Consider the following 26,709-nt stretch of genomic DNA (forward strand, 5'->3'; position numbering starts at 1 on the left):
TTTGATTCCTGACAGCATTGTGTCAGGAGTGTTGCATCGGGGCAACGCGATAAAGCGCACAAACTGTTGCGATTGCGCATTTTCAGCTGCATATGTTATGCATTGTAAACAACGAACCGGATTCATTTACGCCGGAAGCTCCGCGCTCGCGGGTTTCAGCGCAAATTTTTCCTCCTATCGAGTGGGACGGCGATTTGGACAAACGCGACCTGTCGACGATCTTTCGCGAGCGCCTGAAAATGCTCTTGACAAGGTCCGATTTGAACCAGTCAGCGTTCGCCGGTGCGGTTGGCATCGACCGTTCGGCACTGTCGCAGCTGCTCTCCGGCGGCTCGACCCGCCTTCCCCGTGCTGAAACGCTGCTTAACATCGCCGCCGAATTCAAAGTCTCGCTCGACTGGCTGCTCGGCCTCAGCCACGACGAGGGCGTCACCGGTGAAATCCGCGAGAGCCTTGAGATCGAGGAGGCGTCGGACGGCTTCGACCGCACGCTGCTGGCTCGCTGGCATGCCGAGGCGGCGGGAACGAAAATCCGCTACGTGCCGGCCGGCATTCCCGATCTTCTGCGCACCGAGGCGCTTGTCGACTACGAAGCCGTCATCGCCAACAAGAGCCGCGAGGCACAGGCCGGCGAAACGCAGTACCGCATCGACTACAACCGACGGCCCGAAACCGACATGGAAGTCTGTATGCCGCGCCACACGCTGGAGATCTTCGCGCGCGGGCTGGGCGTGTGGGACCGCTTTCCGGAAGCCGACCGCCACCAGCAACTCCTGCACATGGCGACACTGCTCGACGACCTCTATCCCACCTTCCGCCTGTTTCTCTATGACGGGCGGATGCGCTATTCGATCCCCTACACGATCTTCGGACCTTATCGCGCTGCCATTTACGTCGGCGACATGTATCTGGTGCTGAACGCCACGCAGCCGATCCGCATCCTGACCAGCCATTTCGACAATCTGATCCGTGCCGCGGACGTCAACGCGCATGAGGCGGCCAGCTTCACACGAAAGCTGGCGGAGATGCGATTTTGACCGGTTGTTTCCCGCGCCGACATTGACGTCACATAAAGAATTCTTTATATCGTTATCTCAATTATTCTCCGGGAAGGCGTATTCCACAATGACCAATCCGATCGACGCGCTGCTTGCCGAAAAGGGCGTCCTGCTCGCGGATGGCGCCACCGGCACCAATCTGTTCGCCATGGGCCTTGAGGCCGGCGAGGCTCCCGAGCTCTTGAACGAGACCGCTCCCGACACCATCACCAGCCTGCACCAAAACTTTGTCGATGCCGGCGCCGACATCATCCTGACCAACTCTTTTGGCGGCACCCGCCATCGGCTCAAGCTGCATCATGCGCAGGACCGGGTCTATGCACTGAACAAGCGCGCCGCCGAGATCGCAAGTGCCGTTGCAAAAAAGGCCGGCCGCAAGGTGATCGTGGCCGGCTCAGTCGGCCCGACCGGCGAGTTGCTGGTACCGCTCGGCGCCATGACCTATGATGAGGCGGTCGAGGCCTTTGCCGAACAGATCGAAGGCCTGAAGGCCGGCGGCGCCGAAGTCGCCTGGATCGAGACCATGTCGGCGCCCGACGAGATCCGCGCCGCCGCCGAAGCCGCCATCCGCGTCGGCCTGCCGTATACCTATACCGGTTCCTTCGACACCGCCGGGCGTACCATGATGGGGTTGCTGCCAAAGGACATTCACGGCGTTGTCGATGGCCTGTCGCAGACACCGCTCGGTGTCGGCGCCAATTGCGGTGTCGGCGCCTCCGATATTCTCGCCTCGCTGCTCGACATGACCGAGGCGAAGCCGGAAGCAACGGTGATCGTCAAGGGCAATTGCGGCATCCCCGAATTTCGCGGTGCCGAGATCTACTATTCGGGCACGCCCGAGCTGATGGCCGATTATGTGCGCCTAGCCGTCGATGCCGGCGCCAAGATCGTCGGCGGCTGCTGCGGTACCTCGTTCCAGCACCTTGCCGCCATGCGCAAGGCGCTCGATGCGCACACCAGGTCGGATCGCCCGACCATCGAGCAGATCGTCGAACGCATCGGTCCGATGCGTAACAAGCAGGCGACGGTCAACGTCGCCGAGACCAGCGAAGCCCGCCGCGAACGGCGCCGCGGACGCGCCTGACGCTTTCGTCTGCGACATCGTCCGCGCGAAGCAGTGCGGCCGCGAAAAAAGGCCGGCAAGGTTTCCCTCGCCGGCCTGCCTCACCCGCCCGTAGGCCGGCTCCCCCTATCAGAACGATCCCATCTGAAAGAAACCGGCCGTCATTGCCACTACCGGTTACCGCCGAGCGCCGAGGCAAGGCGCACAAGCGAGAGGAACTCGGACCGGTATCCAAACGGGTCGGCTCCTCTGGCGGCGATGGCAATCTGCATGATCTTGTCGTAGCCGAACTTCGCGGTCGCATCCTCGTCGCGCAGCTTCTGGCCGAAGGCAGCAACGGCAACGGAGAAACGCTGGTCGGTGCTGGCCTGGTCGAACGACGCCACTTCGTTGGCTGACGTCACTGGCGTGGTGATCAGCTTCGAAGTGTCCTCGTTCGGCAGCTTGTAGCGGATCTTGACGAAGGCATATTCGTCGGCATTGGCAACACCGCCATTGTTCACCGAGGCCTGGCCATAGCGCAGTTGATCAATCTGTTCGCCGCCGCTGCCCTTAGGCGTGATTTCGTAGATCGCTGTGACCGAATGGCCTGAGCCGATCTCGCCGGCGTCGACCCGGTCATTGTTGAAATCCTCGCGATTCATGGCGCGGGTCTCGTAGCCGATCAGCCGGTACTCCGAAACCTTGTTCGGGTTGAACTCGACCTGGATCTTCACGTCCTTGGCGATGGTGAACAGTGTCGAGGAGGCATCCTCGACCAGTACCTTCTCGGCCTCCGCCAACGTATCGATATAGGCAGCGGTGCCATTGCCGTTCTGGGCGATGGTCTGCATCATCTGATCGTTCAGATTGTCGCGGCCGAAGCCGAACACCGACAGGAATACGCCTGTCTTGCGCTCCTTTTCGATCAGCCGCTTCAGATCGTCGTCGTCGGTCTGGCCGACATTGAAATCACCGTCGGTGGCGAGCATCACCCGATTGATGCCGTCCTTGACGAAGGATTTCTGCGCCAGCCGGTAGGCTTGCCTGATGCCGGCCTCGCCTGCCGTCGAGCCGCCCGATGTCAGATTGTCGATGGCAGCGAGGATCTTGTCCTTTTCCGAAGCCTTGGTGGGCTCCAGCACGGTACCGGCATCGCCCGCATAGGTGACGATCGAGACCGTGTCGTCAGGTCTCAGCTTGTTGACCAGCAGTCGGAAGGCCGACTGCAGGAGCGGCAGCTTGTCCTGCTCGTTCATCGAGCCCGACACATCGATCAGGAAGACCAGATTGGCCTTGGGCTGCTCGGCCGGCTTCACGTCGAAGCCCTTGATGGCGACGTGCATCAGCTTGGTGTGTTCGTTCCATGGCGTCGGCATGACGCTGACGGTCGAGTTGAACGGCGTCGAGGTGGAGTCCGGGCCTTTCCAGTCATAGGGGAAGTAGTTGACCATCTCCTCGACGCGCACCGTATCGGCTTGCGGAATAAAACCTTCCTTCAGCGAGCGCCGCACGAAGGAATAGGAAGCGGTGTCGACATCGATAGAGAACGTCGAGACCGGATCTTCCAGCGCGGCATGCACCGGATTGGTCTTGAAATTCTCGATGCGATCGCGGTTTTCCTCTTGCGGCAGCATCTGGTCGGCCGGCGCAGCGGCAGGCTGCTGTGCCATCAGCTTGGGCTCGGCAACCGTGCCAGGCATGCGTCCGACCCGCGCGCCGCCATCGACGGCCGGAGCCGCGGTGCTGGTGCCGCCATTCAGCACAAACTCGCCACTCTGCGCCGGTTCGGGAGCATTGCGGGTGAGCACGTCCTGCTGGGTCAACCCGCCGACTGCGGTCGATTCCGCTTTCGGCGGCGATGTCGGCGCCACAAGCGCCTCGCCGGCGTTACGGCTTTCGCTGTCGGCGTCCGCCTTCTTCTGCTTGTCTGCTTCGGCCACGACCGGCGGTTTGACGGCCGCCGGCTTGTCGGCCAGTGTCTCGGTGATCTTGTCGTCCCCGCCGAATTCGGGCCCGCTGAATGTGGATTCCCCAAGCATGTACATGGCAGCGTATCCGGCGATCGGCAGGGCAACGAGCCCGGCGATGGCCGGCGTGGCGAAGAGTTTCTTTTGCATGATTTCGCTCCAGAGCCTTTGTGCTCGCTCTGTGAGACGAAGCCCGCTTGCCGATCCTTGGGCGGCCGGTAAAGTTTTTTCTTCCATGTCATAGGCGCGCAGCGCGGCCTGGAGGGCACGCGCCTTTGCGTCCGCGTCCGGCGCCGGTGCCGCGATGTCGCGCAGTTTGTTGAGTTCGTTGTCGTCGACCATGGTCACACTTCCCCGGCTGAACGCATCAGCGTCTTCAGCCGTTTCTTCGCTTCATGGATGTGCCAGGAAGCCGTCGTCTCCGAGATCGCCATCGCCTCGGCGGCGGCTGCATGGCTCAGCCCTTCGCCATAGACCAGCAGCACCGCGTCGCGCTGCTTGTCCGGCAGCTTGCGCACCGCCGCCCAGAGCGCCTCGGCCGGGTCTTCCGGCTCAGCCGAGATTTCCCCCGAAATCAGGACATAGGCGCCATAGGCATCGGTCTTGACCGTCTCGCGGGCGGTCTTGCGCATCATGTCGCGCGCCGCATTCAGCGTCATAGCGTAGAGCCATGTCGTGAAGACGCCGCTGCCATGATAGTCGCGGATCGCCCGGCCAAGCCGGACGCAGACTTCTTGGGCGATATCCTCGGCGTCGGCCTTTTTCCCGCACCAGCGATAGGCGGCGCGATAGACGAAACCGTAGTGCCTTTCGAGCAACTTGCCGAAAGCACCCCGATCTCCGCCCTTCGCCCGCCCGATCAGTTCAGCGTCGGAGGCTTCGCTTTCGTCCAGCATCATCGCCATCATTGCCTGTTGGACGAAGGCTAATGGCTGTTCCTTGGGGCGATGGAAAGAATTTTCTGGCGCGCCGTCACGTCGTAACGGTTGGCGTGCCCTGACCGAGCGTCTCCGCGAACAGCGTCGTCAGCCGCTTCCAGTGGCGCTCGGCGCCGGCTGCATCGAAGGCGCTGTGGTCCGGCACGCACCAGCCGTGCGCCATGCCGGCATAGTTCTCGATGACATGGTCGACCTCGGCCGCGCGCAGCGCTTCGGCCAGCCGCGCGGCTTGCGCGGGCGGAAAGCTGCGATCAGTGCCGGCCGTACCGATATAAACCCTTGCCTTGAGCGAAGCGGCCTTCCGGTGCGGACTGTCGGCGGCGTCACCAGCCAGATTGCCGCCGTGGAAACTGGCCGCGGCAACGATGCGGCCGGGATAGCTGGCCGCTGCGTTCAGTGCCCGCGCTCCACCCATGCAGCAGCCGACAATGCCGACCGGCCCGACGTGCGATAGATACCGGCGGTGACCGTCGCCGCAAGCTGTAGTGAGGCGATCTGCTTCAAGATTTCGTGCGGCATTCGGCGACGCTACAGACGCGCGAATGCTGCCATGTGAAAGGCCTGAACTTCGGCCGGATAGCGATAGTCGGTGCAGTAAGGACAGGCGTTGCGATCAAGGCAGCCGCCGGTCCGGCAGGGCTCGCCGTTTTGCCCGCGCACATGCGCCAGACAGGCTTCATGTGCAAAACCATCCGCAGAATAAGCCTCTACCGGACAGGATTTCAGGCAGGGTTTTTCCAGACATGTGTCGCAAAGGTGAATCATGTCGCGGGGTTCTTGGAGCGCAATTTCGTCTTCGAACAGCAGCGCGCCGCGATAGGCATGCCAGAGCCCATATTGCGGATGCATGAGAATGCCGAGCGGTGACGGCTTCAACCCCTCCGCACGCATCGCCCATTGCTGGAATGGCAGATAAGGCCTGTCGGACGGCGACACAGCGCGCGCCCCTAATTTTCCGGCCACCGCGCCGATCACTTCGCGCGACCATCTGTCGAGCGGATCGTCGATCGGCTGTGACCGTTTCTCCAACCAGTGCATAAAGTGCGGCCAAGGTGCGGCACCCGCCTGCCCCACCAGCAGGACGGATTTGGCGGTAGCGCCGGAGAGATCGGAAGGCGCCTTCTCAGCGCCTGCAAAATTGAAGCCGCCGCGAAGCACGAGACCGTGTGCGGAAAGTGCCGCCGCGATGGTTTCGACCATGCTGCGCTCGAGGATCATCCCTTCTTGTCCGGGTCGGAGAAGGCGCTCCGCCAGACTTCCTTGTGGATGATGTTGGCGACTTTAGCCCCGCCTGATTCGGGCTCCTTTCAGGTGAAGGCGTCGGCCATCGACGCCTTCTTCCTGGCAATGAAGTCCTTCAGCCCGTCGTCGATACCCGGATCGAGATGCGGCGCCTCGTAGCTTTCCAGCCAGCGGCGGGCGAGCTCGTTGGCGCGCTGCGGGGCGGTTTTTTCGCCTTCGGCCAGCCATTGCTCGTAAGAATTGTTGTCGGCAATGTTGGAACGATAGAATGCCGTCTGGAAATTGGCCTGGGTGTGATCGCAGCCGAGATAATGGCTGCCCGGGCCAACCTGGCGGATGGCGTCCATCGCCTGGCCGTTTTCCGACAGGTCGACGCCTTCGGAGAACTTCTGCGTCATGCCGAGCTGGTCGATATCCATCATGAACTTTTCGTAGCAGGAGGCGAGACCGCCCTCGAGCCAGCCGGCCGAATGCAGCACGAAATTGGTGCCGGCGAGGATCGTCGAGTTCAGCGTGTTGGCGCTCTCGTAGGCGGCCTGCGCATCGGGGATTTTTGAAGCACAGAGCGAACCGCCGGTGCGGAACGGCAGGCCGAGCCTGCGGGCAAGCTGTGCGGCGCCATACGAGACCAGCGACGGCTCCGGCGTGCCGAAAGTCGGCGCGCCCGACTGCATCGAGATCGACGAGGCGAAGGTGCCGAACAGCACCGGCGCACCCGGCCGGATCAGCTGTGTGAACGACGCCCCGGCCAGAACCTCGGCCAAAACCTGTGTCAGCGTGCCGGCGACCGTCACCGGGCTCATCGCACCGGCAAGGATGAACGGCGTGACGATACAGGCCTGATTGTGGCGCGAATAGACCTTCAGCGCTCCCAGCATGGTCTCGTCGAAGACCATCGGCGAGTTGGCATTGATCAGGCTGGTCAGCACCGTGTTGTTCTCGACGAAATCGTCACCAAACACGATCTTGGCCATCGCCACCGTGTCTTCGGCGCGCTCGGGCGCGGTCACCGAGCCCATGAACGGCTTGTCCGAATATTTGATATGGCTGTAGACCATGTCGAGATGCCGTTTGTTGACCGGCACGTCGACCGGCTCGCAAACCGTGCCGCCCGAATGGTGGATCGACGGCGCCATATAGGCGAGTTTCACGAAATTCCGGAAATCCTCGATCGTCGCATAGCGCCTGACGCCGTCGAGATCGCGCACGAAGGGCGGTCCATAGACTGGCGCGAACACTGTCGCGTTGCCGCCGATCTGCACCGAGCGCTCGCCGTTGCGAGCGTGCTGGGTGTAGACGGACGGAGCGGTCTTCAACAGCGAGCGGCAGAGGCCCTTGGGGAAATGCACCCGCTCGCCCTTGACGTCGGCGCCCGCCTCTTTCCAAAGCTTTAGCGCCTCGGCGTCGTCGCGGAAGATGATGCCGATCTCCTCCAGCACCGTGTCGGTGTTCTTTTCGATCAGCGCCAGCCCTTCCTCGTCCAGCACTTCATAGACGTTGATCTTGCGCTTGATATAGGTGAGCTGTGTGCCGGGGCCGCCGCCCGAACGTGCAGCCCGTCGGGCTGCGGCGCCACCGCTGGCAGCGCGTCCGCGCCGCGCGTTTGACGCTTCCTGATCGACCGGCGCGTTCTCACTCATAATCGTTCTTCCCTGGCTTTCGTTCTGGCCTTGATTTACTCCGGCCGGGCTCTTGTACCGGCCTGAAATCCGTTTGCGGCCGCATATTGCGGTCTCTGGCCGGATCGTAGCCATGCACCCTATTCGAAACGGCCCGCCAGCGCCAACGCCTGTCGCAAAATCGACAAGAATTCCAAGAGATTTACGGTCGCTTTCGTTTTGCGGGAAGTCGCAAATCAGCTATGGACAACCGGCCCATGCGGGTTAGGTATTGGCGCGATATTTTTTAAGCTGCCGCGATAGTTGTAGCCGGCAAGGAGCCTGAGAAAAAATGGCCGACGACGAGATCATCCTTTCGGAACTCTCCGACGACGAGTTGGTGCAGCAGATGCACGACGATCTTTATGACGGGTTGAAGGAAGAAATCGAGGAAGGCACCAATATCCTTCTCGAGCGCGGCTGGGCGCCTTACAAGGTGCTGACCGAGGCTCTGGTCGAAGGCATGCGCATCGTCGGTGAGGATTTCCGCGATGGCATCCTGTTCGTTCCCGAAGTGCTGCTGTCGGCCAACGCGATGAAGGCCGGCATGTTCATCCTGCGTCCGCTGCTTGTCGCCACTGGCGCGCCAAAGCAGGGCAAGATGGTGATCGGCACCGTCAAGGGCGACATCCACGATATCGGCAAGAACCTGGTCGGCATGATGATGGAAGGCGCCGGCTTCGATGTCATTGACCTCGGCATCAACAATGCGGTCGAAAAATATCTCGATGCCATCGAAAAGCACCAGCCCGACATTATCGGCATGTCAGCGCTACTGACGACGACCATGCCTTACATGAAGGTCGTCATCGATACGATGAAGGAAAAGGGCATTCGCGACGACTATGTTGTGCTGGTCGGCGGTGCGCCGCTCAACGAGGAATTCGGCAAAGCCGTCGGTGCCGACGCCTATTGCCGCGACGCCGCGGTGGCGGTCGAGACCGCCAAGGACTTCATGAAGCGCAAGCACAACGTCCGCGCTTCGGCCTGAGGTCAATAAGTCCGGCACCAACGAGAAAAGCCGCGCCTTGCAGTGCGGCTTTTTTATTCCCAAATGTTTAGAGCCGTGCGGATCAGGGTTTCTTGACGGTATCGTCAACAGCTTTAGCAGTGGATTTGATATCCTTACCGACGCCGCGCACCGTGTTGGCGCAGGCCGAAACAGCCAAGGCGCAGGCGAGAATAGCGATTGGCGCAACGCGGAACAATTTCATGAATGGTGTCTCCCTCAGCATATAAATTCGCTGGACAGCAACGAAGATGGATTAGACTGGTTCCATGACTACCGCGCGAAAACAACAATCCGATCAGGGCGACAGGCTGCTCGTCATCGCCTGCGGGATGATTGCGCGCGAGGTTTTGGCGGTCAAGGAGCAGCTTGGGCTCGACCATCTCGACCTGACCTGCCTGCCAGCGGAGTTCCACTTCTATCCGGACCGCATCGCGCCGGCCATGGACAAGGCAATCGAGAAGGCCAAGACCGACGGCTACAGACACATCTTCGTCGGCTATGCCGATTGCGGCACGGGTGGCTTGCTCGATCGGATCTGCGAGAAGCATGGCGTCGAGCGCATGGCCGGGCCGCATTGCTTTGCTTTCTACCAGGGCATGGATACCTATGCGAAGGTCGCCGATGATGACATGATGTCGTTCTACATGACCGATTTCCTCTGCCGGCAATTCGATGCCTTCTTCATGAAGCCGCTCGGCCTGGACAAGCACCCGGAGCTGATCAAGGACTATTTCGGCAACTACGAGAAGCTGATCTATATCGCTCAGACTGACGACCCGGAACTCGACAAGGTCGCCGAAAAGGCGGCGAAAATGCTCGGTCTCGCCTATGAGCGGCGCTCGACCGGCTATGGTGACCTGACGAAGGAACTGGCCAGCGCTGCAATCCTGGCTTGACGGTACTTCTAGGCAAGGCCTTCTTCAGCTTCGAGCCCGGCGAGCACATCGGCAAAGCTCGTCTTGCAGACGAAACCCAGCCGGTCCCTCGCTCGCGACGCATCGTAGACCCGGTCGATCGACGAAAAAATCGTCCAGCCTTTCTTCGCGTAGAGTGCCGGATAATCCGGAAAATAGCGTGCGACGACCGAGGGTGCATCGGCGATCAATGCCGCGCAATCCTCGGGCTGGAACGGTGTCGGTGCCGAAATGATGAAGATGTCGAAGCCCAATTGCGGTGCTTTCTCCAAGGCAGCGATATGGGCATCGGCAGCATCCTCCACCGTCAGCCGGCGAAACAAAAGCTCATTGGCTTTGGTGTTGGCGTCCGACTGTTCGATCACGTGCGCCATATCGTCTGCTTCGGGAAAGAACCGAGCGGTGCGCAGTACGATCGACGGAAGGCCGAACTGGAGCTGGTAAAGGCGACAAAGATGTTCCGCGGCAAGCTTGGTGACGCCATAGATGTTGCGTGGCTCCGGCGACATGTCTTCCGTCAGCCATGCCGCCTTGCGCGCGCCTCCCGTGAAACCGGCGCGTATGGCCTCGGAAATCATCAGCGATGTCGTCGACGTAAACACGAAGCGCTGAACCGCGAATGCAGCGGCCGCATCGAGCAGGTTGAGCGTGCCGCGCACATTCGTCTCGACGAAATCCTCGTTGCGATAACGTTCGATGTCGGGCTTGTGCAGCGCGCCGCTGTGGATGATGGCCTCGATGCGGTTCTCCTCGACCGCCTGCATGACCAGGTCGCGATCGGCGACTGAGCCGACGATTGGAGTTTCCGAAGACGGAACGGGATCGAGGCCGGTGACGTCATGGCCGAGGGCCCGCAGGCGCGGTGCCAAGGCGCTGCCCAGCCAGCCCGACGATCCCGTCAGCAAGATCCGCATTCTTTCCACCTCGTTTCCGCTGTCGATGCCCAAGCACGGATGACAGAACGTGGCGAAACATTAAGGTATGCGCCAGACAAGAAAACGGGCTGCTCTAGCCATCAACAGGGAAACGCCACCGATGATCGCTCGCCTCATGTTTGCCGCAGCAACTGTCCTCTGCTTGACCATGCCCGCGTTCGCCGACGGCGAGGTGCAGAAGTTGATAACGGCTGCCGACAAGGCGCGGCTCGACAAATATGGCGAGACGCGCAAGGCAGCGCTTGACGAGGCGAAGGCCGGCGATCCGGCCGAGGTCAAGCAGCTCGACGCCTTGCTGGCAAAGCCGCTGGTTTCCTTCTCCGACAACGACCTGACCGGCAAGTGGCAATGCCGCACCATCAAGGCCGGCGGATTGAGCCCGCTCGTCATCTATGGCTGGTTCAAATGCAAGGTGAGCGACGATGGTTCCGGCTGGAGACTGGAAAAGATCACCGGCTCGCAGCGCACCAAGGGCCGCTTCTTCGACGATGGCGAGAAACGCGCCATCTATGTTGGTTCCTTCTACGTCAACGACGATCCGGCAAAGCCCTACGGCAGCGGCCCGGAAAGCGATCAGGTCGGCTATGCCTTCCGCAACAGCGCCAGCGAATGGCGCATCGAGTTCCCGGCGCCCTATTACGAATCGAAGCTCGACATCCTCGAACTCAAGCGCTGAGCCCCGATCACCAAGGGTTAACCCGGTCAGCCTAGCATTCGCGCGCAAAGAACAGGTCTTTGCGGAGGTCGCGAACCATGGCACGGTCGAAACCAAACCAACGACCGATCGTCGTCGTCACCGAAGGCGGCTCGCATATCTGGGCGATCGTCAACGCGGTCGCCGATCAACTCGGGCCGGTCAGTGTTATCCTCGAAGCACCTGAATCCAAAAAGCAATTGCTTCTCGGACGGGCGCGACGGCAAGGCTGGGCCTCGGCCATCGGTCAACTCGGCACGATGATGCTGACCCGGCAAAACCGCAGCCGGGCGACACAATTTCAAGCTACGCGTTGCGGCAGGCGGCGTTCTCGCGCGACATCTGCGTCGAGGCGGTCAGAGATGCGCTGGCCGGCAAGCTCGGCACGGTCGAGCCCGGCCTGCCTTCGAAACAATGGTATCACCCGACGGTCTGGTCCTATCTCTGGACCGGGATAACGAACGGCGTCTGGTGACGCGCCGATTTACCGGATGCCCACCCGCCGCTAACATTGCATCATGAGCGACATCGATCACCGCACCATCATTGCCGGCCTTTCGGTCGAGGACCGTCGCGACCTCACCGCCAGGCTTGACCGGCCAGGCATTTTCCGGCTGGCCGCCCATGGCGGGCTGGTTATCCTGCTGGGCGCGTTGATCGCCGCCCGCATCCCGTTCTGGCCGCTTCTCGTCTTGCCGCAGGGAATCCTGATCGTCTTCTTCTTCACGCCGCTGCACGAGACCATCCATGAAACGGCGTTCAGGACGGCGTGGCTCAATCGCGCTGTTGCCGCCGTGGCCGGCTTCCTGATCCTGCTGCCGCCGGCATGGTTCCGCTATTTCCATTTCGCCCATCACCGCCATACGCACGACCCCGAAAACGACCCCGAACTGAGGGCGCCGAAGCCGGAGACCGTCAGCCAATATCTGCGCTATCTGTCGGGCGGCCCCTATTGGATCGCCATGGGCCGCGTGGTCGCAACCAATGCGGCTGGCCGCAATCGCGACGGCTTCGTACCGGAAAAGAGTCGCGGCAAGGTGGTTGCCGAAGCACGGCTGTTCCTTATCGGTTATGCGGTGTTGCTGGCCGCATCTCTCACCATACAGTCGGCGCTGCTGTTGTGGGTCTGGATCGTGCCGGTGCTGGTAGGACAGCCGTTTTTGCGGGCCTACCTGCTGGCCGAGCACGCGTTGTGCCCGCATGTCGCCAACATGCTCGAGAACACCCGCACCACCTTCACCAACAGGCTGGTGCGCTTCGTGGCCTGGAACATGCCATACCATTCGGAGCACCATTCCTATCCGGCCGTTCCCTTCCACCGCCTGCCGCGCTTCCATGAGATCGTCGCGGAGCATCTAGGCACGACCGAACGAGGTTACGTGCGTTTCCACAGGAAGCTGGTCGGCAGCTTCGATGGCCGCGCCGGCTGACCTGTGCTGAAAGACTCCGCTTTCAACCGCGGCCGTCGATTGCGTCGCTTTTGAAGGCCCCCGCGTCGTCCCATAACAAGCAGCCCAACAGCGCTTCCGGCAATGCTCGAAACCACTGCATTGGCCCAAAACATCGGAATCGATCTTTGGAGGGCACGATGCAGCGGAGTTAGATGGTAGAGCATCGTTTGTGCGTTCGATTGGACGCGCGGCGCTCTGCAGGAGCAGGAATTCATGGCCGATCTGATCGTCGTCTACTGGCGCGACATCCCCGCCCAGGTCATCGTCAAAAAGGGCCGGCAGAACGCCAAGCGCGAACTGCCGCTGCGCTTCACCGAGGCGATCGACATGTGCGCCATGCGCACCGGCGCCGGCGGCACCGACGACTATCTTGCCGAATGGCGCAAGGCAGAACCCATCCTAGTCGGTGACGATCTTGAAGCCGAGGCGGAGAAGGCTCTTCAGGAAATCGATGCGAAATACGACCGCGAGCGGCTGATAGCTCTGGTCAAGGCGGGCGGCAAAGAAAATGTCTGATCCCCAATCAATGCCGGCGACGACGGCTCAGACCGGCCTGACGCAGGCGACCATCGTCAGGAAGGCGGCGCCGAAATCCGACTACAAGCCGGCCGACGTGTCGCCGCAGCGGCGCGTGCAGCGTTCGTTTGCAGTGCGGCTTTGGTCGGTCCGGCATTCGCGGTTGCTCGAATGGTTTTACGCCAAATTCGCCGACATGTTTCTGCTCCTCCACCCGCTTTGGAAGGGCATCGGCTACAGCCGCGTCGAAGGACCGGTGAAATTCGTCGAAAAGCGCGTCAAGGGTTTCATGTTCGACTGCCGCATGTGCGGCCAGTGCATCCTTTCCTCGACCGGCATGTCGTGCCCGATGAACTGCCCTAAGCAATTGCGCAACGGCCCTTGTGGCGGTGTCCGCGCCAACGGCAATTGCGAGGTCGAGCCTGATATGCCCTGCGTCTGGGTTAAGGCCTGGGAAGGCTCGCGGAACATGGTGCATGGCGACAGGATTTTGGAGGTGCAGAAACCGGTCGACCAATCCTTGCGCGAGACCTCCGCGTGGCTGCGCGTCACCGCGCAGGCGGCGGCCGCCCGCGATGCGGCCCGGAACATTACCAACACTGGAGCGTCGGCATGATTGGCCGCCAGCCCGACGAGAATCCGGCCGGCATCCATTTGCCGCTCGATCCCCTGCCCGGCCACACCTCGCGTGGTCGCCTGGAGCGCGTATTGAGACGCGGCGAATTCGCAGTGACGACCGAGCTCAATCCGCCCGACAGCGCCGATCCGGAAGACGTCTACAACCGCGCCAGGATTTTCGACGGCTGGGTCGACGCCATCAATGCCGTCGACGCTTCCGGCGCCAACTGCCACATGTCGTCGGTCGGCATCTGCGCCCTCCTGACCCGCATGGGCTATGCCCCGATCATGCAGATCGCCTGCCGCGACCGGAACCGCATCGCCATCCAGGGCGACGTGCTTGGGGGTGCTGCGATGGGCGTCGCCAATATGCTCTGCCTGACCGGCGACGGCGTGCAGGCCGGCGACCAGCCCGGCGCCAAGCCGGTGTTCGATCTCGACTGCATGTCGCTGCTCGAAACCTGCCGTATCATGCGCGACAACGGAAAATTCCTGTCCGGCCGCAAATTGACGACCCCGCCGCAGCTTTTCCTTGGCGCGGCCATCAACCCGTTCGCGCCGCCGATCGATTTCCGGCCCTATCGGCTTGGCAAGAAGATCGCTGCCGGCGCGCAGTTCGTGCAGAGCCAGTATTGCTTCGACGTGCCGATGTTCCGTACCTACATGCAGAAGGTCCGCGATCTCGGCTATACCGAGAAATGCTTCATCCTGTGCGGCGTCGGGCCGCTGGCCTCGGCCAAGACGGCCAAATGGATCCGCTCCAACGTGCCGGGCATTCACATTCCCGATCAGATCGTCAAGCGCCTGGAAGGCGCTCAGGATCAGAAGAAGGAAGGTAAGCAGCTCTGCATCGACATCATCAATGAGGTGAAGGAAATTCCCGGTGTGTCCGGCGTTCATGTGATGGCCTATCGCCAGGAAGAATACGTCGCCGAGATCGTCGACGAATCCGGCGTGCTGAAGGGTCGCCGGCCATGGAAGCGCGAAATCCGCCGCGACGACCAGCTCGTTGCCGACCGGCTCGACCACATACTGCATGACGACCTCACCGAAACCCAGGTCGACATGGTCAAAACCGCGCATTGACAGCGCGAATCGTCAGCATTCGCTTGATCACAAACAGATAACGATATAAAGAACTCTTTATATCACGATGGAGAGATTTCATGACCCGCACCATCGTCGCCTCGGCGACACGAGAAATCATCATCGGCTTCGATCAGCCCTTCTGCGTGATCGGCGAGCGCATTAATCCGACCGGCCGCAAAAAGCTCGCCGCCGAAATGATCGCCGGCAATTTTGAGACCGTCATCAAGGATGCGCTGGAGCAGGCCGCCTGCGGCGCGACCATGCTCGACGTCAACGCCGGCGTCACCGCAGTCGACCCCAACGCCACCGAGCCGGCGCTGCTGGTGCAGACGCTGGAGATCGTGCAGGGCCTGGTCGATCTGCCGCTGTCGATCGACTCCTCGGTGACCGCCGCGATCGAAGCGGCGCTGAAGGTCGCCAAGGGCCGGCCGCTGGTCAATTCCGTCACCGGCGAGGAGGAAAAGCTCGAAGCCATCCTGCCGCTGATCAAGAAATACAACGTTCCGGTCGTCGCCATTTCCAACGACGAGACCGGTATTTCGATGGACCCCGATGTGCGCTTTGCCGTCGCCAAGAAGATCGTTCAGCGCTGCGCCGACTTCGGCATTCCGGCGCATGACGTGGTCGTCGACCCGCTGGTCATGCCGATCGGCGCGCTGGGCGATGCCGGCCGCCAGGTATTTGCCCTGCTACGCCGGCTGCGCGAGGAGCTCAAGGTCAACACCACCTGTGGCCTCTCCAACATCTCATTCGGCCTGCCGCACCGTCATGGCATCAACGCCGCCTTCATCCCGATGGTGATCGGCGCCGGCATGACCTCGGCGATCATGAACCCGGTGCGGCCGCAGGAAATGGAAGCGGTGCGCGGCGCCAACGTGCTGAACGGCACCGACGAGAACTGCACCAACTGGATCAGGACATACAAGGACTACAAGCCTGCTGAAGGCGGCCAGGCCGTTGCCGCCCGGACGCAGGTCAACGCGCCGGGCGATGGCAATGGCAATGGCGGACGCAGGCGCGGCGGCCGCGAAGCGCGGATGGCCCGGGGTTGAGCCATGGCTTGGCCGACACGATATGGGTTTACGACTGGGAGGAACCGAAACACAGCGGCATCGCTGCCGTGGCCAAGACCCGAGCAGCGTAGAAAGTAAAGTCTGGAACGAATGAACTCTCCCGTCAACATCACTGATCCGCTCGTGCTGTTCATGCCGTCGGGCAAGCGCGGGCGGTTTCCGGTCGGCACACCGGTTCTGGATGCCGCGCGCCAGCTTGGTGTCTACGTCGAGAGCGTGTGCGGCGGGCGTGCCACTTGCGGGCGTTGCCAGATCGAGGTGCAGGAAGGCAATTTCGCCAAGCACAAGATCGTCTCCTCCAACGATCACCTCTCGCCCAAGGGCGCCAAGGAAGAGCGCTACGAGCGCGTTCGCGGGCTCCCCGAGCGGCGCCGCTTGTCCTGCTCGGCACAGATCCTCGGCGATCTCGTCGTCGACGTGCCGCAGGACACCGTTATTAACGCGCAGACTATCCGCAAGGACGCCGATACCAGGGTCATCGCCCGCGATGCGGCTATCCGCATGTGCTATGTCGAGATCGAAGAACCCGACATGCACAAGCCGCTCGGCGACCTCGACCGCCTGAAGATCGCGCTGATGAAGGACTGGGGCCTCAAGAGCCTAGATTTCGATTTCCATCTGTTGCCGCAGGTGCAAGGCATTTTGCGCAAAGGCAACTGGACCGCGACGGCCGCCATCCACAAGGACACCGACAGCGAGACCGCGCGGGTCATCGCTCTGTGGCCTGGCCTGAAGAACGAGGCATACGGGCTTGCCTGCGATATCGGCTCGACCACGATCGCCATGCATCTGGTGTCGTTGCTGTCGGGTCGGGTCGCCGCCTCGTCGGGCACCTCCAATCCGCAGATCCGCTTCGGCGAGGATCTGATGAGCCGCGTCTCTTACGTGATGATGAACCCGGACGGCCGCGAAGGCATGACGGTCGCCGTGCGCGAGGCCATTTCGGGCCTCGTCGACAAGGTCTGCGCCGAAGGCAACGTCCAGCGTAACGATATCCTGGATTCCGTTTTCGTCGGTAATCCGATCATGCATCATCTGTTCCTCGGCATCGATCCGACCGAACTCGGCGGCGCTCCCTTCGCGCTAGCCGTCTCCGGCGCCGTGCACATCAAGGCATCGGATATCGGCTTGAAACTCAACCAGGGCGCCAGGCTTTACATGCTGCCTTGCATTGCCGGCCATGTCGGCGCTGATGCGGCTGCAGTGACGCTGTCGGAAGGCCCGCATCGGCAGGACGAGATGATGCTGATCGTCGATGTCGGTACCAATGCCGAGATCGTGCTCGGCAATCGCCAGCGGGTCGTGGCGGCCTCCTCGCCAACCGGCCCGGCCTTCGAGGGTGCGGAAATCTCCGGTGGCCAGCGCGCCGCACCGGGTGCAATCGAACGCGTCCGTATCGATCCCGAAACGCTGGAGCCGAAATACCGCGTTATCGGCTCGGAACTCTGGTCCGACGAGCCGGGCTTCCTCGACAGCGTGCAGGCGACCGGCGTCACCGGCATTTGCGGCTCCGGCATCATCGAGGTGGTAGCCGAGATGTACCTCGCCGGCATCATTTCCGAGGACGGCGTCGTCGATGGATCGCTGAGCGGCCACTCGCCTCGCGTCGTCGCCAATGGCCGCACCTTCTCCTATGTGCTGAAGGAAGGCGAGCCCAAGATCACCATTACCCAGACCGACGTGCGCGCCATCCAGCTTGCCAAGGCGGCGCTTTATGCCGGAACCAAGCTTTTGATGGAAAAGCAGCACACCGAACATGTCGACCGTATCCATTTTGCCGGCGCGTTCGGCTCGTTCATCGATCCGAAATACGCAATGGTGCTGGGCCTGATCCCGGACTGCGACCTCGACAAGGTCTCGGCCGTCGGCAATGCGGCCGGCGCCGGCGCCCGCATGGCGCTCCTGAACCGCGGCTATCGCCGCGAGATCGAGGAAACCGTCAGCAGGATCGAGAAGATCGAGACGGCGCTGGAGCCGAAATTCCAGGAACATTTCGTTTATGCCATGGCGCTCCCAAATAAGATCGACCCGTTCCCCAAGCTGTCGGCGGCGGTGAAACTGCCGCCGCGCAAGACGGTGAGCGAAGACGGCATTGCCGGCGACGCTGCCCCGCGACGGCGTTCGCGCGAAGGCCACGCCGCGCGGCGCGGGCGGGGATGACTCGCCTCCGCTCGGCTGTCAGCCTTTCTATTTTCATTTGTATGCAAATGTTTCCAGATCGCGCCGATCTGGAAACGAAATCGCGTTTTCGTGAAATCCGCCAGATACATGTGCGGAGCATTTAACCGGCATCGAACGGCAGGCAGAAACAGTTGTCGGCCACCGCAACGCTCCAAAGGAGATCAAGATGTCGATGTTCGGAAGCCTCGGCCGCTATGGTGCGGCCTTCAAGAAAACACGCGAAGCGCGCAAGTCGCTGCGCATCCTCAACAGCTTGCCGCCTGAGATCCAGAAGGACATTGGCTGGCCGGTGTCGCCGCGTTCAAGCGAAAGGCAGCTTTCGGTCGGCTGGGGCATGCAGCGCGGATGAACTTCATCGACAAATGCAAGCTGCTTGGTATTCGCCGGGGCCGCAATGCGGCTCCGGCTGCACCCAGCAATCGGCTGCGCGCCGCACTGCCGCCCGCGGCGCTGAGCTGCCCAGGTGGGCTAGCGACTTCATGGACCTGAGGCTTTATCGCCAGCTGGAGTCAAACCACCGTGTTGAGATTGCATAAATATTGACTTTTTTGGTGGCGACACAATCTTCAAAATAGTCGGGGGTTCTCTTAGTCGGCTCAGCCGAAGTCCGTGTATCTGCATGCCCAGTCTCAAAAGCCACGTCGTTTCGTTCGTGCTCAGGTACAGCCGTAAGAAGGCGTTTTCCAGCCCGGAGAACCTGCAGCGCTGGATCGCCTATGCGCGCAAGACGGAAAACCATCGGCCGCCTGCGTCGCTGCGGTCGCGCCTGGAGATCACAACCCGCACGATCAACGGCTTTCCCGTCTACGAGATCGCGCCCAAGGCTGGCGAGCGGAGGCGGATTCTCTACCTGCACGGCGGCGCTTACGTCTTTGAAATCACCCCCTATCATTGGCGGCTGATCGCCGACATGGCCGACCGCCTCGGGTTCGGTATCACCGTGCCGATCTATCCCATTGCTCCCGAACACGATTTCCACGCGATGTTCGGTATGGTCGGCGCCGTCTACCGCCAGATGTTCGGCGAAACCAGGGCAAATGACATCATCTTCATGGGCGATTCCGCCGGCGGAAACATGGCTGTCGTGCTGACCATGATGGCTGCGCAAGACGGCCTGCCCTTGCCATCACGCCACGTGCTGATTTCGCCCGGCCTCGACGTATCGCTCGCCAACCCAGAAATGTATGAGGCTGAACGCAACGATCCATGGCTGGGCATTGCCGGCGGCCGCGAGGCGATCCGGCTTTACAGCGCCGGCATAGATCCCACCGACTGGCGCATCAGCCCGGTTTACGGCGACCTGTCGGTGCTGCCCAAAACGCTGCTGCTGACCGGTTCACGCGATCTGCTTACACCCGACAATCTGATCTTCGCGGAAAAGGCACGCGCGGCCGGCGTCGAAATTGAGGTCGTCCACGAGCAAGGCATGTTCCATGTCTGGCCATTGATCGACATGCCGGAGGCGCGACGCGCGCGGGACAGCATAGTGGCCTTCTTGACCAACGAAACTGACAGTTATCATGCCAAGGCAGGAGAGTTGTCGCTGCAAAGGGCAGACCGCGATGGAACCCCTCGCGATCTGGTTGCGCCGCTCAGGTCGTAGTTTGGCTCAGAACTTCCCAGTTTCCCTGAACATCTCAAACGTCGCTCGGATATGGTCGGCGACTGCCTTCACCGGCGCGCTGGCGTCCGGCGTCACCACCATGGCGAGGTTGTAGGTGCCGATGTCAGGCATGCCGTCCTTCGGGCACAGCTCGACCATGTCGCTGCCGAGGAACGATTTCGGCAGCGGCGCGACTGCAAGATCCGCCATGATCGCGGCGCGCTGGCCGGCCGTGTGCGCGCTCATATAGGCGATACGGTAGTTGCGGCCCTCGCGGCCAAGCGCCTCCAATGCACCCGCCCGCCAGGCGCAGCCTTCTTCCCACAAGGAGACCGGCAGCGGCTCGCGCAGATGCGCACAGCCCCCCTTGGCACCGGCCCAGACGATAGGCTCGGTGAGCAGTACTTCGGCGCCGATCGCGCTGGTCTTGTATGAGTTGGTGAGCAGCGTGATGTCGAGTGCCCGATCGTCCATGCGACGGCGCAGGTTGACGCTCTGGTCGATGGTGACGTCGACCGCGATGGAAGGATGCGACTGTGCGAATCGCTTCAGCACATGCGGCAGCACACGTTCGCCATAATCGTCCGGCGAGCCGAGCCGCACCACCCCGACAATGTCTGGAATGATGAACTTCGACACCACCTCGCGATTGATCGACAGCAGCCGGCGCGCGTAGCCGAGCAGCATCTCGCCATCGGTGGTCAGCGTCACCGAACGGGCGTCGCGCGCGAACACCGAGCGGCCGAGAATGTCCTCCAGCTTCTTGATCTGCATGGAGACGGCCGACGGCGTGCGGAAGACCGCATTGGCCGCAGTGGTGAAGCTCCCGGTCTCGGCGATTGCGACGAAAGTGCGCAGAACGTCGAGATCGAGCAGCGGCAGCGGATGATTGAGTGGGGCGTTCATGGCAAGCGACCTTCAATTTTTCTGATGCAAACCATCATTCCATTTCGTTTGATTGAACATCAGTTTGGGAGGATAGTCAACTCCATCGAAGGCAGGACGCATCGACGTGGTCCCGAAACAACCATGACACGGACCTGCAATCGACACGAAATGAAGCTGAAACAAACCCGGTGTACCGCCTGACGCTGCAAGCGCCGGGACAATCCCGGCCCAACGCGAAGGAGAATGAGATGTCTATCCTGTCATCCATCGGTCGGATCGCGACCGAGTTCAGCGAGGCCCGTGCCCGCTACCAGACGGAACGAGCCATCCGCGCGCTGCCGATTGAACTGCAGAAGGATATCGGCTGGCCCGAAGCTGCCGATGCCAAGACCGGCACTCGCCATGGTGTGGGATCTTGGGCTGGAGCAAAGTAAACCGTGTGTATCAACAGCTGAGGCCTGCCGCGCAGATCAGCCCGGCAGGCCTTTTTGTTTGTATTCAAATGATTTTCCCGAGCCATGTCGCCGTCGCATGCCGCATATGAGCAAGTCGCATAGCAGCCCGCACTGGCAATCAACACATTGTAAATAATCGAAAATCCTGGGCAGGTTGCCCAAATTTGTCGCATTCCGTGTCGCTTTTCATATCAAGTGCTTCGCTTTTGCGATTTAGTTTCCCCTCACGTAAGCCTATATGATCATCAACAAACGAGCTGCCCCACTCCATCAAGCGAAGGCGACCCGTCTGAGCAACTGAATGGAGATGATCATGAAGCTTTTTGCCCGCCTCTTTGCCCGCCGCGAAATGAACCTGACGACCGCGCTCGAGCGCCAGCGCCTGGCCAACACCATGCCCGGCCAGACCGGGGCCATGGCTGCGGCGCGCCTCGGCTTCGTCGCCTGAGACAGCAATCCTGGCGGAAGCAGCCCAGCGCTGCTTCGAAGTCGATCCAGCGCCGCCTCGGTTTTGCCGAGGCGGCGTTTTCGTGTGCGCAGACTGCGTAGGCTCGTTGGTCGATCCGGCGGCCTGTCACGTCCTTCGCCGCACAGCGATTGCCCATTTGCGACCCATGTCGCAAATAAAGTCGCTCCGTTGCCATCTAGCCAATTGACAGGAAACGTTTTTCCTGATGTCGCTATGCTGATCGCGACATCCTGTTCGCGCCATTGCAGCGTGAGGATCTACCCGTGAACGTCGTAAAGCACCCGATCCGGCGATCGTTCGTATTCTTCCTGGTCCCCGATTTCACCATGATCGCCTTCGCAACGGCGCTCGATCCGTTGCGTTCGGCCAACCGCATGCTCGGCTATGAAGCCTATCGCTGGCGGCTCGCCAGCATCGACGGCAAGCCGGTGCGCGCCTCGAACGGCGTCGAATGCGCCGTCAACACCTCGCTGGAGGAAGAGCGCAAGAAGATGTCCGGACCGGACCGGCCGAACATGGCCATCGTCTGCAGCGGCATCAATGTCGAGCGCTACCAGAACAAATCGGCCTTTGCCTGGTTGCGCGAGGAGTACAATCGCGGCGTTGCCGTCGGCGGCCTGTGCACCGGCGCGCATATCCTGGCCGCAGCAGGCCTGTTGTCCAACAAGCGCTGCGCCATCCATTGGGAGAACCTGCCGGGCTTTTCCGAGGCGTTCCCCAAGGCCAATGTCTTCGCCGACCTCTTCGAGATCGACCAGAACATCTACACCTGCGCCGGCGGCACCGCCGCTCTCGATATGATGCTGAAGCTGATCGGCGACGATTTCGACGAGAGCCTCGTCAACCGCGTCTGCGAGCAGGTGCTGACCGATCGCGTGCGCAGCCCGACCGACCGCCAGCGCCTGCCGCTGCGCGCCCGCCTTGGCGTGCAGAATTCCAAGGTGCTGACCATTATCGAGCTGATGGAAGCCAATCTCTCCGAGCCGCTCTCGCTGATCGAGATCGCTGACCATGTCGACCTGTCGCGCCGGCAGATTGAGCGCCTGTTCCGCACCGAGATGGGGCGCTCCCCTGCCCGTTACTATCTGGAGATCCGCCTCGACCGCGCCCGGCACCTGCTGATCCAGTCGTCGTTGCCGGTCGTCGAAGTGGCGGTCGCCTGCGGCTTTGTTTCCGCCTCGCATTTCTCCAAATGCTATCGCGAGTTGTACGCCCGCTCGCCGCAACAGGAACGCGTCGACCGCAAGCAGCTTCTGGCGGCTTGATCGGGCCATCGGCTGGACGAAGCCCGCCGAGTCAATGCACTTCGGCCGTGCGCATCGCCTCGACGCGGATATCTTCCGTCAGCCGCGCCTTCAGTGCCGAAAACTCCGGGCTGGTCTTCAGCGTGTAGTGGCGCGGATGCGGCAGGTCGACGGCAACGTCCGACTTGATGCGGCCGGGCCGCGCCGTCATTACCACCACGCGCGACGCCATGAAGATCGCCTCCTCGATGTCGTGGGTGACGAACAGCACCGTTTTTTGCCGGCGCTCCCATATGCCGAGAAGCAGCTCCTGCATCAGCCCTCGGGTCTGGTTGTCGAGTGCTCCGAACGGCTCGTCGAGCAGCAGGATCTCCGGATCGTTGGCCAGTGCCCTGGCAATCGCGGTGCGCTGCTGCATGCCGCCGGAAAGCTGCTTCGGCCAATGGTTTTCAAAACCTCTCAGCCCGACGAGATCGACGTAAGAAGCGACGATTTCGTTGCGCTCGTGCTCGGCCATTCCACGTTCGCGCAGGCCGAAGCCGATGTTCTCGGCGACCGTCAGCCACGGAAACAGCGTATAGGACTGGAAAACCATGCCGCGGTCTGGACCGGGCCGGTCCACCACCCTGCCGTCGAGCATAACACGTCCCCCACTCGGCGCTTCGAGGCCGGCGACGATCCTGAGCAGCGTCGACTTTCCACAGCCGGATGGCCCCAGGATGGTGATGAAGTCGTTGGCGGCGACCGCCAGATCGGTCGGCATCAGCGCCTTGACCGGCTGCCCACCGCCGACACCGGCGAAGGTGCGCGAGACGCCTTCGATGACCAGCTTGCTCACGCCAGGCTCCATGGAAACAGCCAACGGTTGAGCGCCTTGAAGGCGAAATCGGACAACAGCCCGATCAGGCCGATGACGATGATGCCGAAGATGATCTGCCCTGTCGCCAGCCGCGACTGGCTGTTGATGATCATGTAGCCGATGCCCGACGACGAGCCGATCAGCTCGGCGACGATGACATAGGTCCAGGCCCAGCCGAGCACCAGCCGCAGGGTCTCGGCAATCTCCGGCGCATTGGCCGGCATGATCACGCGCCGCACGATGCCGTTGTCGGACGAGCCAAGCGTGTAGGCCGCCTCGACCAGGTCGCGCCGTGTTCCGCCGACTGTGACCGCGATGATCAGGATGATCTGGAACACCGAGCCGACGAAGATCACCAGCAGTTTTTCGAGCTCGCCAACGCCCGCCCACAGAATGAGCAGCGGGATGAAGGCCGATGCCGGCAGATAGCGGGCGAAGGAGACGAACGGCTCCAGGAACGCCTCCACGGGCTTCCAGGCACCCATCACGATGCCGAGCGGCACGGCAACGATGGCCGCCATCAGGAACCCGCCGAAGACGCGCCAGATAGTGATAAGGATGTCGAGCCAGAAGCGGTCCTCGACCAGCAGCCGCCAACCGTCTCTCACCATCGACAGCGGATCGGCAAGGAAAATGCGATTGATGTGGCCGCCAAGCGTGATCCACGCCCAGAACGCCACGAACAGCACGAAGAACGAAATGCCGAGCACGGTTCGAATGCCCGGCGAGACCGGATGCAAGGGGCGCGGCATCTTCGACCGTCCTCTGATCGGAATGAAAAAGCGGCGGCGCACGCGCCGCCGCCGGGCGACAATCCTGCCGGTTAGTCGGCGACGGCGCTGGTGTCGGCCAATGTCGATACGTCGGGCGCTTCCTTGATCAAGCCCATCTGCAGCAGAAGCTCGCCGGCGGTCTTGGAAAAGTCCTGGAATTCCTTGGTGAAGAACTGCTTGTTTTCAGCCTTGTCGGCCCATTTCAGGTATTTTGCCGACTCTTCGAACTCCTTGGCCGACTGCTTCACGTCGGCGCCCATCGCCTCATAGGATTTCGCCGGGTCGCTCTTTATCAGGTCAAGTGCCTCGAAATAGCTGTCGGCAAGCGCCTTGGCCGCATCCGGATTGGCCTTGAGGAACTCCGGCGTGCAGCCGACCGTGTCGAGCACCATCGGATAATCGAGAGTGGTCACAAGGATATGGCCCTGGTCGGACTTTTCGCGCACCGCCGAGATGAACGGCTCATAGGTGACCGCCGCATCGTTCTGTCCGGCGAGAAACGCCTGCGCCGCCGCGTCCGGCTCCAGGTTGACGACCGTCACGTCCTTGGTCGACATGCCGTTCTTGTTGAGCACCCAGGCCAGCATGAAATAGGGCGACGTGCCCGGCGCCGAGGACGCGACCGACTTACCCTTGAGATCGGCGACGGTCTTGATGTCGTTGCGGGCGACGATGCCGTCGGCGCCGTAGGACTTGTCGAGCTGGAATATCTGCTTGGTCGTCACGCCGTTAGCGTTCCAGACCAGCCAGGTCTCGACCGTAGTGGCGGCGCATTGCAGGTCGCCGCTGGCGATGGCGAGGGGCCGACTGGCTTGCGGCACCTTCTTCAAGGTGACGTCGAGGCCGTGCTTTTCGAAGATGCCGGCCTGCTTGGCGAGCGTCAGCGGCGCAAAGCCAGTCCATCCGCTGATGCCGATGCTGACCGATGTAGCGGCGGTGGCCGGCGCGGACAATCCGACGGCAAGCGTCAAGCTTGCTGCAAGAATTCCGATCCCGTTCATGTCGGTTCCCCTTTTTTGTTCGGATGGAGAATTGTGTCACAGACGCGCACAGGCTTGTCAATGAAGCAGATGCTGCACTGCGGTATGTCACCACCGGCAGCAAACTTCGCCATTAGCGGGTGTTGTACATCCAGCTGCGGTCGCGCCACATTTTTTCGCCAACCAGGCAGTCGGTGACGGGGATGTCCTGCGCCAGCACCAATGGCGGATGCGCCGCCTCTTCCGCCGCTCGCTGCGGCGAGGCCGGACCGGCAAGCTCCAGCACCAGCTTGCGGCGGATGGCCTCCGGAAACTGCGTCCAGTCATTGACCGGGATCATGAAGGAGCCCGGCCCGCCGATGACGCAGTCGCTGTAGTAGCGGTCGAGATTGTTGACATCGTAGGCGCTGGTGAACCCGCCCCTGGTCATCAGCGGCAGGCCGTTGACGGTGATGCCCTGCTTAATCACGGCGTCGCGGGTGATATCGACAGGTGCGCCCTGGTTGTTGGGGCCGTCACCCGAAATGTCGATCACCCGCTTGACGCCCTGGAAGCCGCTTTCGGCAAAGAGATCGCTGGCGAATTCCAGCGCGCCGGAGATCGAGGTGCGCCTGGCACTGGCCGGCGGATGAGCGGAAAGCTGCGCTGCCAGCCGCTCGGCGTCGGCACGATTGGCGATCACCGTCCACGGCACGACGACCTGCTGCCAGGTCGCGCCAGCCCATTCGACATACGTGACGGCAATCTTGCCATGAGCGCCTTCGCCGATTGCCTGCAGGACATCGTCATGCGTCAGCGCCGCCGCATAGCCATGACGCTGGATTTCAAGCTCGTCCGGCGACATGGACAAGGATACGTCGACTGCCAGCACCAGTTCGACGTCGACCGGCTCGGCGGCGCGGGAGTTTGCAGTCAGCCATAGCACCGACGCCAGCGCGGCGGCACCCGAGACGAAATGTCTTGCACTGGCAAAACCAGACATGCCGCACGTTAAGCGAAAATCGCCGATCGACAAAGAGAAAGCCCGGTGGAGAGCCGCTCATTCGG

At 61.8% G+C, this 26,709-nt stretch carries 27 protein-coding genes and 2 pseudogenes; 17 read left to right on the plus strand and 12 right to left on the minus strand.

Annotation, left to right across the window (positions count from 1 at the left end; translation table 11 throughout):
• The first annotated feature begins 194 nt into the window (after positions 1-194).
• A complete protein-coding gene (locus tag NKH42_RS17280; RefSeq protein WP_352751354.1) occupies positions 195-1,037 on the plus strand; it encodes a helix-turn-helix domain-containing protein in 843 nt (280 codons plus the stop codon).
• A gap of 88 nt (positions 1,038-1,125) precedes the next feature.
• Positions 1,126-2,142: a betaine--homocysteine S-methyltransferase gene (gene bmt, locus NKH42_RS17285; protein ID WP_352751356.1), complete on the plus strand. Its 1,017-nt coding sequence runs from the start codon at positions 1,126-1,128 to the stop codon at positions 2,140-2,142.
• Positions 2,143-2,291: 149 nt separating this feature from the next.
• On the opposite strand, the gene NKH42_RS17290 is transcribed toward bmt, so the two are convergent.
• The 5 genes and pseudogenes from NKH42_RS17290 to NKH42_RS17310 form a co-directional block, all read right to left on the minus strand.
• The gene (locus NKH42_RS17290; protein WP_352751358.1) at positions 2,292-4,412 is read right to left on the minus strand and encodes a vWA domain-containing protein; all 2,121 of its coding nucleotides are present in this window, start codon (positions 4,410-4,412) and stop codon (positions 2,292-2,294) included.
• Positions 4,413-4,414: 2 nt separating this feature from the next.
• The gene (locus tag NKH42_RS17295; protein WP_352505752.1) at positions 4,415-4,975 is read right to left on the minus strand and encodes an RNA polymerase sigma factor; all 561 of its coding nucleotides are present in this window, start codon (positions 4,973-4,975) and stop codon (positions 4,415-4,417) included.
• A 67-nt stretch (positions 4,976-5,042) separates the two neighbouring features.
• A pseudogene (locus NKH42_RS17300) lies at positions 5,043-5,450 on the minus strand (dienelactone hydrolase family protein); the annotation flags it as partial.
• 86 nt (positions 5,451-5,536) lie between these two features.
• Positions 5,537-6,226: a hypothetical protein gene (locus NKH42_RS17305; RefSeq protein WP_352505751.1), complete on the minus strand. Its 690-nt coding sequence runs from the start codon at positions 6,224-6,226 to the stop codon at positions 5,537-5,539.
• Between the two features lie 89 nt (positions 6,227-6,315).
• The gene (locus NKH42_RS17310) at positions 6,316-7,890 is read right to left on the minus strand and encodes a trimethylamine methyltransferase family protein (protein WP_254818174.1); all 1,575 of its coding nucleotides are present in this window, start codon (positions 7,888-7,890) and stop codon (positions 6,316-6,318) included.
• Between the two features lie 310 nt (positions 7,891-8,200).
• On the opposite strand from NKH42_RS17310, the gene NKH42_RS17315 reads away from it, so the two are divergent.
• A complete protein-coding gene (locus NKH42_RS17315) occupies positions 8,201-8,899 on the plus strand; it encodes a cobalamin B12-binding domain-containing protein (RefSeq protein WP_023676506.1) in 699 nt (232 codons plus the stop codon).
• A gap of 82 nt (positions 8,900-8,981) precedes the next feature.
• On the opposite strand, the gene NKH42_RS17320 is transcribed toward NKH42_RS17315, so the two are convergent.
• Positions 8,982-9,122 (minus strand): entericidin A/B family lipoprotein, encoded by a 141-nt coding sequence (locus tag NKH42_RS17320; RefSeq protein ID WP_023676507.1) that lies wholly within the window; start codon positions 9,120-9,122, stop codon positions 8,982-8,984.
• Between the two features lie 64 nt (positions 9,123-9,186).
• On the opposite strand from NKH42_RS17320, the gene NKH42_RS17325 reads away from it, so the two are divergent.
• On the plus strand, positions 9,187-9,816 hold the full coding sequence (locus tag NKH42_RS17325; RefSeq protein WP_254818173.1) for a DUF1638 domain-containing protein: 630 nt from the start codon (positions 9,187-9,189) through the stop codon (positions 9,814-9,816).
• 8 nt (positions 9,817-9,824) lie between these two features.
• On the opposite strand, the gene NKH42_RS17330 is transcribed toward NKH42_RS17325, so the two are convergent.
• Positions 9,825-10,748: an NAD-dependent epimerase/dehydratase family protein gene (locus NKH42_RS17330; RefSeq protein WP_254818172.1), complete on the minus strand. Its 924-nt coding sequence runs from the start codon at positions 10,746-10,748 to the stop codon at positions 9,825-9,827.
• Positions 10,749-10,869: 121 nt separating this feature from the next.
• On the opposite strand from NKH42_RS17330, the gene NKH42_RS17335 reads away from it, so the two are divergent.
• From NKH42_RS17335 to NKH42_RS17380, 10 genes and pseudogenes are all read left to right on the plus strand, one after another.
• Positions 10,870-11,445 carry a DUF4893 domain-containing protein gene (locus tag NKH42_RS17335; RefSeq protein WP_352505750.1) on the plus strand — a complete coding sequence of 192 codons (576 nt, stop codon included), beginning with the start codon at positions 10,870-10,872 and terminating at the stop codon, positions 11,443-11,445.
• 77 nt (positions 11,446-11,522) lie between these two features.
• Positions 11,523-11,938: pseudogene (locus NKH42_RS17340) on the plus strand (hypothetical protein).
• A gap of 43 nt (positions 11,939-11,981) precedes the next feature.
• Positions 11,982-12,893, plus strand: a complete 912-nt coding sequence (locus NKH42_RS17345; RefSeq protein WP_352505749.1) for a fatty acid desaturase — start codon at positions 11,982-11,984, stop codon at positions 12,891-12,893.
• A gap of 234 nt (positions 12,894-13,127) precedes the next feature.
• Positions 13,128-13,430, plus strand: coding sequence for a virulence factor (locus NKH42_RS17350; protein WP_352505748.1), 303 nt, complete (start codon positions 13,128-13,130; stop codon positions 13,428-13,430).
• Entirely contained in the window at positions 13,423-14,046 is a 624-nt protein-coding gene (locus NKH42_RS17355; RefSeq protein ID WP_352505747.1) for a methylenetetrahydrofolate reductase C-terminal domain-containing protein, read from the plus strand. The genes NKH42_RS17350 and NKH42_RS17355 overlap by 8 nt, the downstream gene beginning before the upstream one ends.
• A complete protein-coding gene (locus tag NKH42_RS17360; protein WP_352477600.1) occupies positions 14,043-15,134 on the plus strand; it encodes a methylenetetrahydrofolate reductase in 1,092 nt (363 codons plus the stop codon). Before NKH42_RS17355 ends, NKH42_RS17360 begins: the two co-directional genes overlap by 4 nt.
• An 80-nt stretch (positions 15,135-15,214) precedes the next feature.
• Positions 15,215-16,189, plus strand: a complete 975-nt coding sequence (locus NKH42_RS17365; protein WP_023676516.1) for a methyltetrahydrofolate cobalamin methyltransferase — start codon at positions 15,215-15,217, stop codon at positions 16,187-16,189.
• 111 nt (positions 16,190-16,300) lie between these two features.
• On the plus strand, positions 16,301-18,370 hold the full coding sequence (locus NKH42_RS17370) for an ASKHA domain-containing protein (protein ID WP_352688163.1): 2,070 nt from the start codon (positions 16,301-16,303) through the stop codon (positions 18,368-18,370).
• 187 nt (positions 18,371-18,557) lie between these two features.
• The gene (locus NKH42_RS17375) at positions 18,558-18,740 is read left to right on the plus strand and encodes a hypothetical protein (protein ID WP_352477599.1); all 183 of its coding nucleotides are present in this window, start codon (positions 18,558-18,560) and stop codon (positions 18,738-18,740) included.
• 270 nt (positions 18,741-19,010) lie between these two features.
• Entirely contained in the window at positions 19,011-19,994 is a 984-nt protein-coding gene (locus NKH42_RS17380; RefSeq protein WP_352505745.1) for an alpha/beta hydrolase, read from the plus strand.
• 6 nt (positions 19,995-20,000) lie between these two features.
• Here NKH42_RS17380 and NKH42_RS17385 read toward each other — a convergent pair whose 3' ends face one another.
• Positions 20,001-20,900 carry a LysR substrate-binding domain-containing protein gene (locus NKH42_RS17385; RefSeq protein ID WP_023676521.1) on the minus strand — a complete coding sequence of 300 codons (900 nt, stop codon included), beginning with the start codon at positions 20,898-20,900 and terminating at the stop codon, positions 20,001-20,003.
• A 230-nt stretch (positions 20,901-21,130) separates the two neighbouring features.
• Here NKH42_RS17385 and NKH42_RS17390 point away from each other — a divergent pair, with 230 nt between their 5' ends.
• From NKH42_RS17390 to NKH42_RS17400, 3 genes are all read left to right on the plus strand, one after another.
• Complete coding sequence (locus NKH42_RS17390) at positions 21,131-21,316, plus strand: hypothetical protein (RefSeq protein ID WP_023719925.1); 186 nt, start codon at positions 21,131-21,133, stop codon at positions 21,314-21,316.
• 334 nt (positions 21,317-21,650) lie between these two features.
• Positions 21,651-21,785 carry a hypothetical protein gene (locus NKH42_RS17395; RefSeq protein WP_013894968.1) on the plus strand — a complete coding sequence of 45 codons (135 nt, stop codon included), beginning with the start codon at positions 21,651-21,653 and terminating at the stop codon, positions 21,783-21,785.
• A gap of 347 nt (positions 21,786-22,132) precedes the next feature.
• Positions 22,133-23,071: a GlxA family transcriptional regulator gene (locus tag NKH42_RS17400; RefSeq protein WP_302895626.1), complete on the plus strand. Its 939-nt coding sequence runs from the start codon at positions 22,133-22,135 to the stop codon at positions 23,069-23,071.
• 31 nt (positions 23,072-23,102) lie between these two features.
• Here NKH42_RS17400 and NKH42_RS17405 read toward each other — a convergent pair whose 3' ends face one another.
• The 4 genes from NKH42_RS17405 to NKH42_RS17420 all read right to left on the minus strand — a co-directional run bounded on the left by NKH42_RS17405 (position 23,103) and on the right by NKH42_RS17420 (position 26,644).
• A complete protein-coding gene (locus tag NKH42_RS17405) occupies positions 23,103-23,888 on the minus strand; it encodes an ABC transporter ATP-binding protein (RefSeq protein ID WP_352505744.1) in 786 nt (261 codons plus the stop codon).
• Positions 23,885-24,661 (minus strand): ABC transporter permease, encoded by a 777-nt coding sequence (locus NKH42_RS17410; RefSeq protein ID WP_352751362.1) that lies wholly within the window; start codon positions 24,659-24,661, stop codon positions 23,885-23,887. Before NKH42_RS17410 ends, NKH42_RS17405 begins: the two co-directional genes overlap by 4 nt.
• Positions 24,662-24,732: 71 nt before the next feature.
• Entirely contained in the window at positions 24,733-25,683 is a 951-nt protein-coding gene (locus tag NKH42_RS17415) for an ABC transporter substrate-binding protein (protein ID WP_352505742.1), read from the minus strand.
• Positions 25,684-25,795: 112 nt separating this feature from the next.
• The gene (locus tag NKH42_RS17420; RefSeq protein ID WP_352505741.1) at positions 25,796-26,644 is read right to left on the minus strand and encodes a DUF1194 domain-containing protein; all 849 of its coding nucleotides are present in this window, start codon (positions 26,642-26,644) and stop codon (positions 25,796-25,798) included.
• Positions 26,645-26,709: the final 65 nt, after the last annotated feature.

It is taken from the genome of Mesorhizobium sp. M1142 (assembly GCF_040318565.1).
GTDB lineage: Bacteria > Pseudomonadota > Alphaproteobacteria > Rhizobiales > Rhizobiaceae > Mesorhizobium.

What these genes read in the sequence shown, in the direction of transcription:
- NKH42_RS17410 (WP_352751362.1), bottom strand. Translation starts at nt 24,661, where the DNA reads ATGCCGCGCCCCTTGCATCCGGTCTCGCCGGGCATTCGAACCGTGCTC.
- NKH42_RS17365 (WP_023676516.1), top strand. Translation starts at nt 15,215, where the DNA reads ATGACCCGCACCATCGTCGCCTCGGCGACACGAGAAATCATCATCGGC.
- NKH42_RS17315 (WP_023676506.1), top strand. Translation starts at nt 8,201, where the DNA reads ATGGCCGACGACGAGATCATCCTTTCGGAACTCTCCGACGACGAGTTG.
- NKH42_RS17335 (WP_352505750.1), top strand. Translation starts at nt 10,870, where the DNA reads ATGATCGCTCGCCTCATGTTTGCCGCAGCAACTGTCCTCTGCTTGACC.
- NKH42_RS17355 (WP_352505747.1), top strand. Translation starts at nt 13,423, where the DNA reads ATGTCTGATCCCCAATCAATGCCGGCGACGACGGCTCAGACCGGCCTG.
- NKH42_RS17350 (WP_352505748.1), top strand. Translation starts at nt 13,128, where the DNA reads ATGGCCGATCTGATCGTCGTCTACTGGCGCGACATCCCCGCCCAGGTC.
- NKH42_RS17370 (WP_352688163.1), top strand. Translation starts at nt 16,301, where the DNA reads ATGAACTCTCCCGTCAACATCACTGATCCGCTCGTGCTGTTCATGCCG.
- NKH42_RS17325 (WP_254818173.1), top strand. Translation starts at nt 9,187, where the DNA reads ATGACTACCGCGCGAAAACAACAATCCGATCAGGGCGACAGGCTGCTC.
- NKH42_RS17395 (WP_013894968.1), top strand. Translation starts at nt 21,651, where the DNA reads ATGAAGCTTTTTGCCCGCCTCTTTGCCCGCCGCGAAATGAACCTGACG.
- NKH42_RS17310 (WP_254818174.1), bottom strand. Translation starts at nt 7,890, where the DNA reads ATGAGTGAGAACGCGCCGGTCGATCAGGAAGCGTCAAACGCGCGGCGC.
- NKH42_RS17360 (WP_352477600.1), top strand. Translation starts at nt 14,043, where the DNA reads ATGATTGGCCGCCAGCCCGACGAGAATCCGGCCGGCATCCATTTGCCG.
- NKH42_RS17415 (WP_352505742.1), bottom strand. Translation starts at nt 25,683, where the DNA reads ATGAACGGGATCGGAATTCTTGCAGCAAGCTTGACGCTTGCCGTCGGA.
- bmt (WP_352751356.1), top strand. Translation starts at nt 1,126, where the DNA reads ATGACCAATCCGATCGACGCGCTGCTTGCCGAAAAGGGCGTCCTGCTC.
- NKH42_RS17330 (WP_254818172.1), bottom strand. Translation starts at nt 10,748, where the DNA reads ATGCGGATCTTGCTGACGGGATCGTCGGGCTGGCTGGGCAGCGCCTTG.
- NKH42_RS17380 (WP_352505745.1), top strand. Translation starts at nt 19,011, where the DNA reads ATGCCCAGTCTCAAAAGCCACGTCGTTTCGTTCGTGCTCAGGTACAGC.
- NKH42_RS17375 (WP_352477599.1), top strand. Translation starts at nt 18,558, where the DNA reads ATGTCGATGTTCGGAAGCCTCGGCCGCTATGGTGCGGCCTTCAAGAAA.
- NKH42_RS17305 (WP_352505751.1), bottom strand. Translation starts at nt 6,226, where the DNA reads ATGATCCTCGAGCGCAGCATGGTCGAAACCATCGCGGCGGCACTTTCC.
- NKH42_RS17345 (WP_352505749.1), top strand. Translation starts at nt 11,982, where the DNA reads ATGAGCGACATCGATCACCGCACCATCATTGCCGGCCTTTCGGTCGAG.
- NKH42_RS17290 (WP_352751358.1), bottom strand. Translation starts at nt 4,412, where the DNA reads ATGGTCGACGACAACGAACTCAACAAACTGCGCGACATCGCGGCACCG.
- NKH42_RS17420 (WP_352505741.1), bottom strand. Translation starts at nt 26,644, where the DNA reads ATGTCTGGTTTTGCCAGTGCAAGACATTTCGTCTCGGGTGCCGCCGCG.
- NKH42_RS17385 (WP_023676521.1), bottom strand. Translation starts at nt 20,900, where the DNA reads ATGAACGCCCCACTCAATCATCCGCTGCCGCTGCTCGATCTCGACGTT.
- NKH42_RS17320 (WP_023676507.1), bottom strand. Translation starts at nt 9,122, where the DNA reads ATGAAATTGTTCCGCGTTGCGCCAATCGCTATTCTCGCCTGCGCCTTG.
- NKH42_RS17295 (WP_352505752.1), bottom strand. Translation starts at nt 4,975, where the DNA reads ATGGCGATGATGCTGGACGAAAGCGAAGCCTCCGACGCTGAACTGATC.
- NKH42_RS17400 (WP_302895626.1), top strand. Translation starts at nt 22,133, where the DNA reads ATGATCGCCTTCGCAACGGCGCTCGATCCGTTGCGTTCGGCCAACCGC.
- NKH42_RS17390 (WP_023719925.1), top strand. Translation starts at nt 21,131, where the DNA reads ATGTCTATCCTGTCATCCATCGGTCGGATCGCGACCGAGTTCAGCGAG.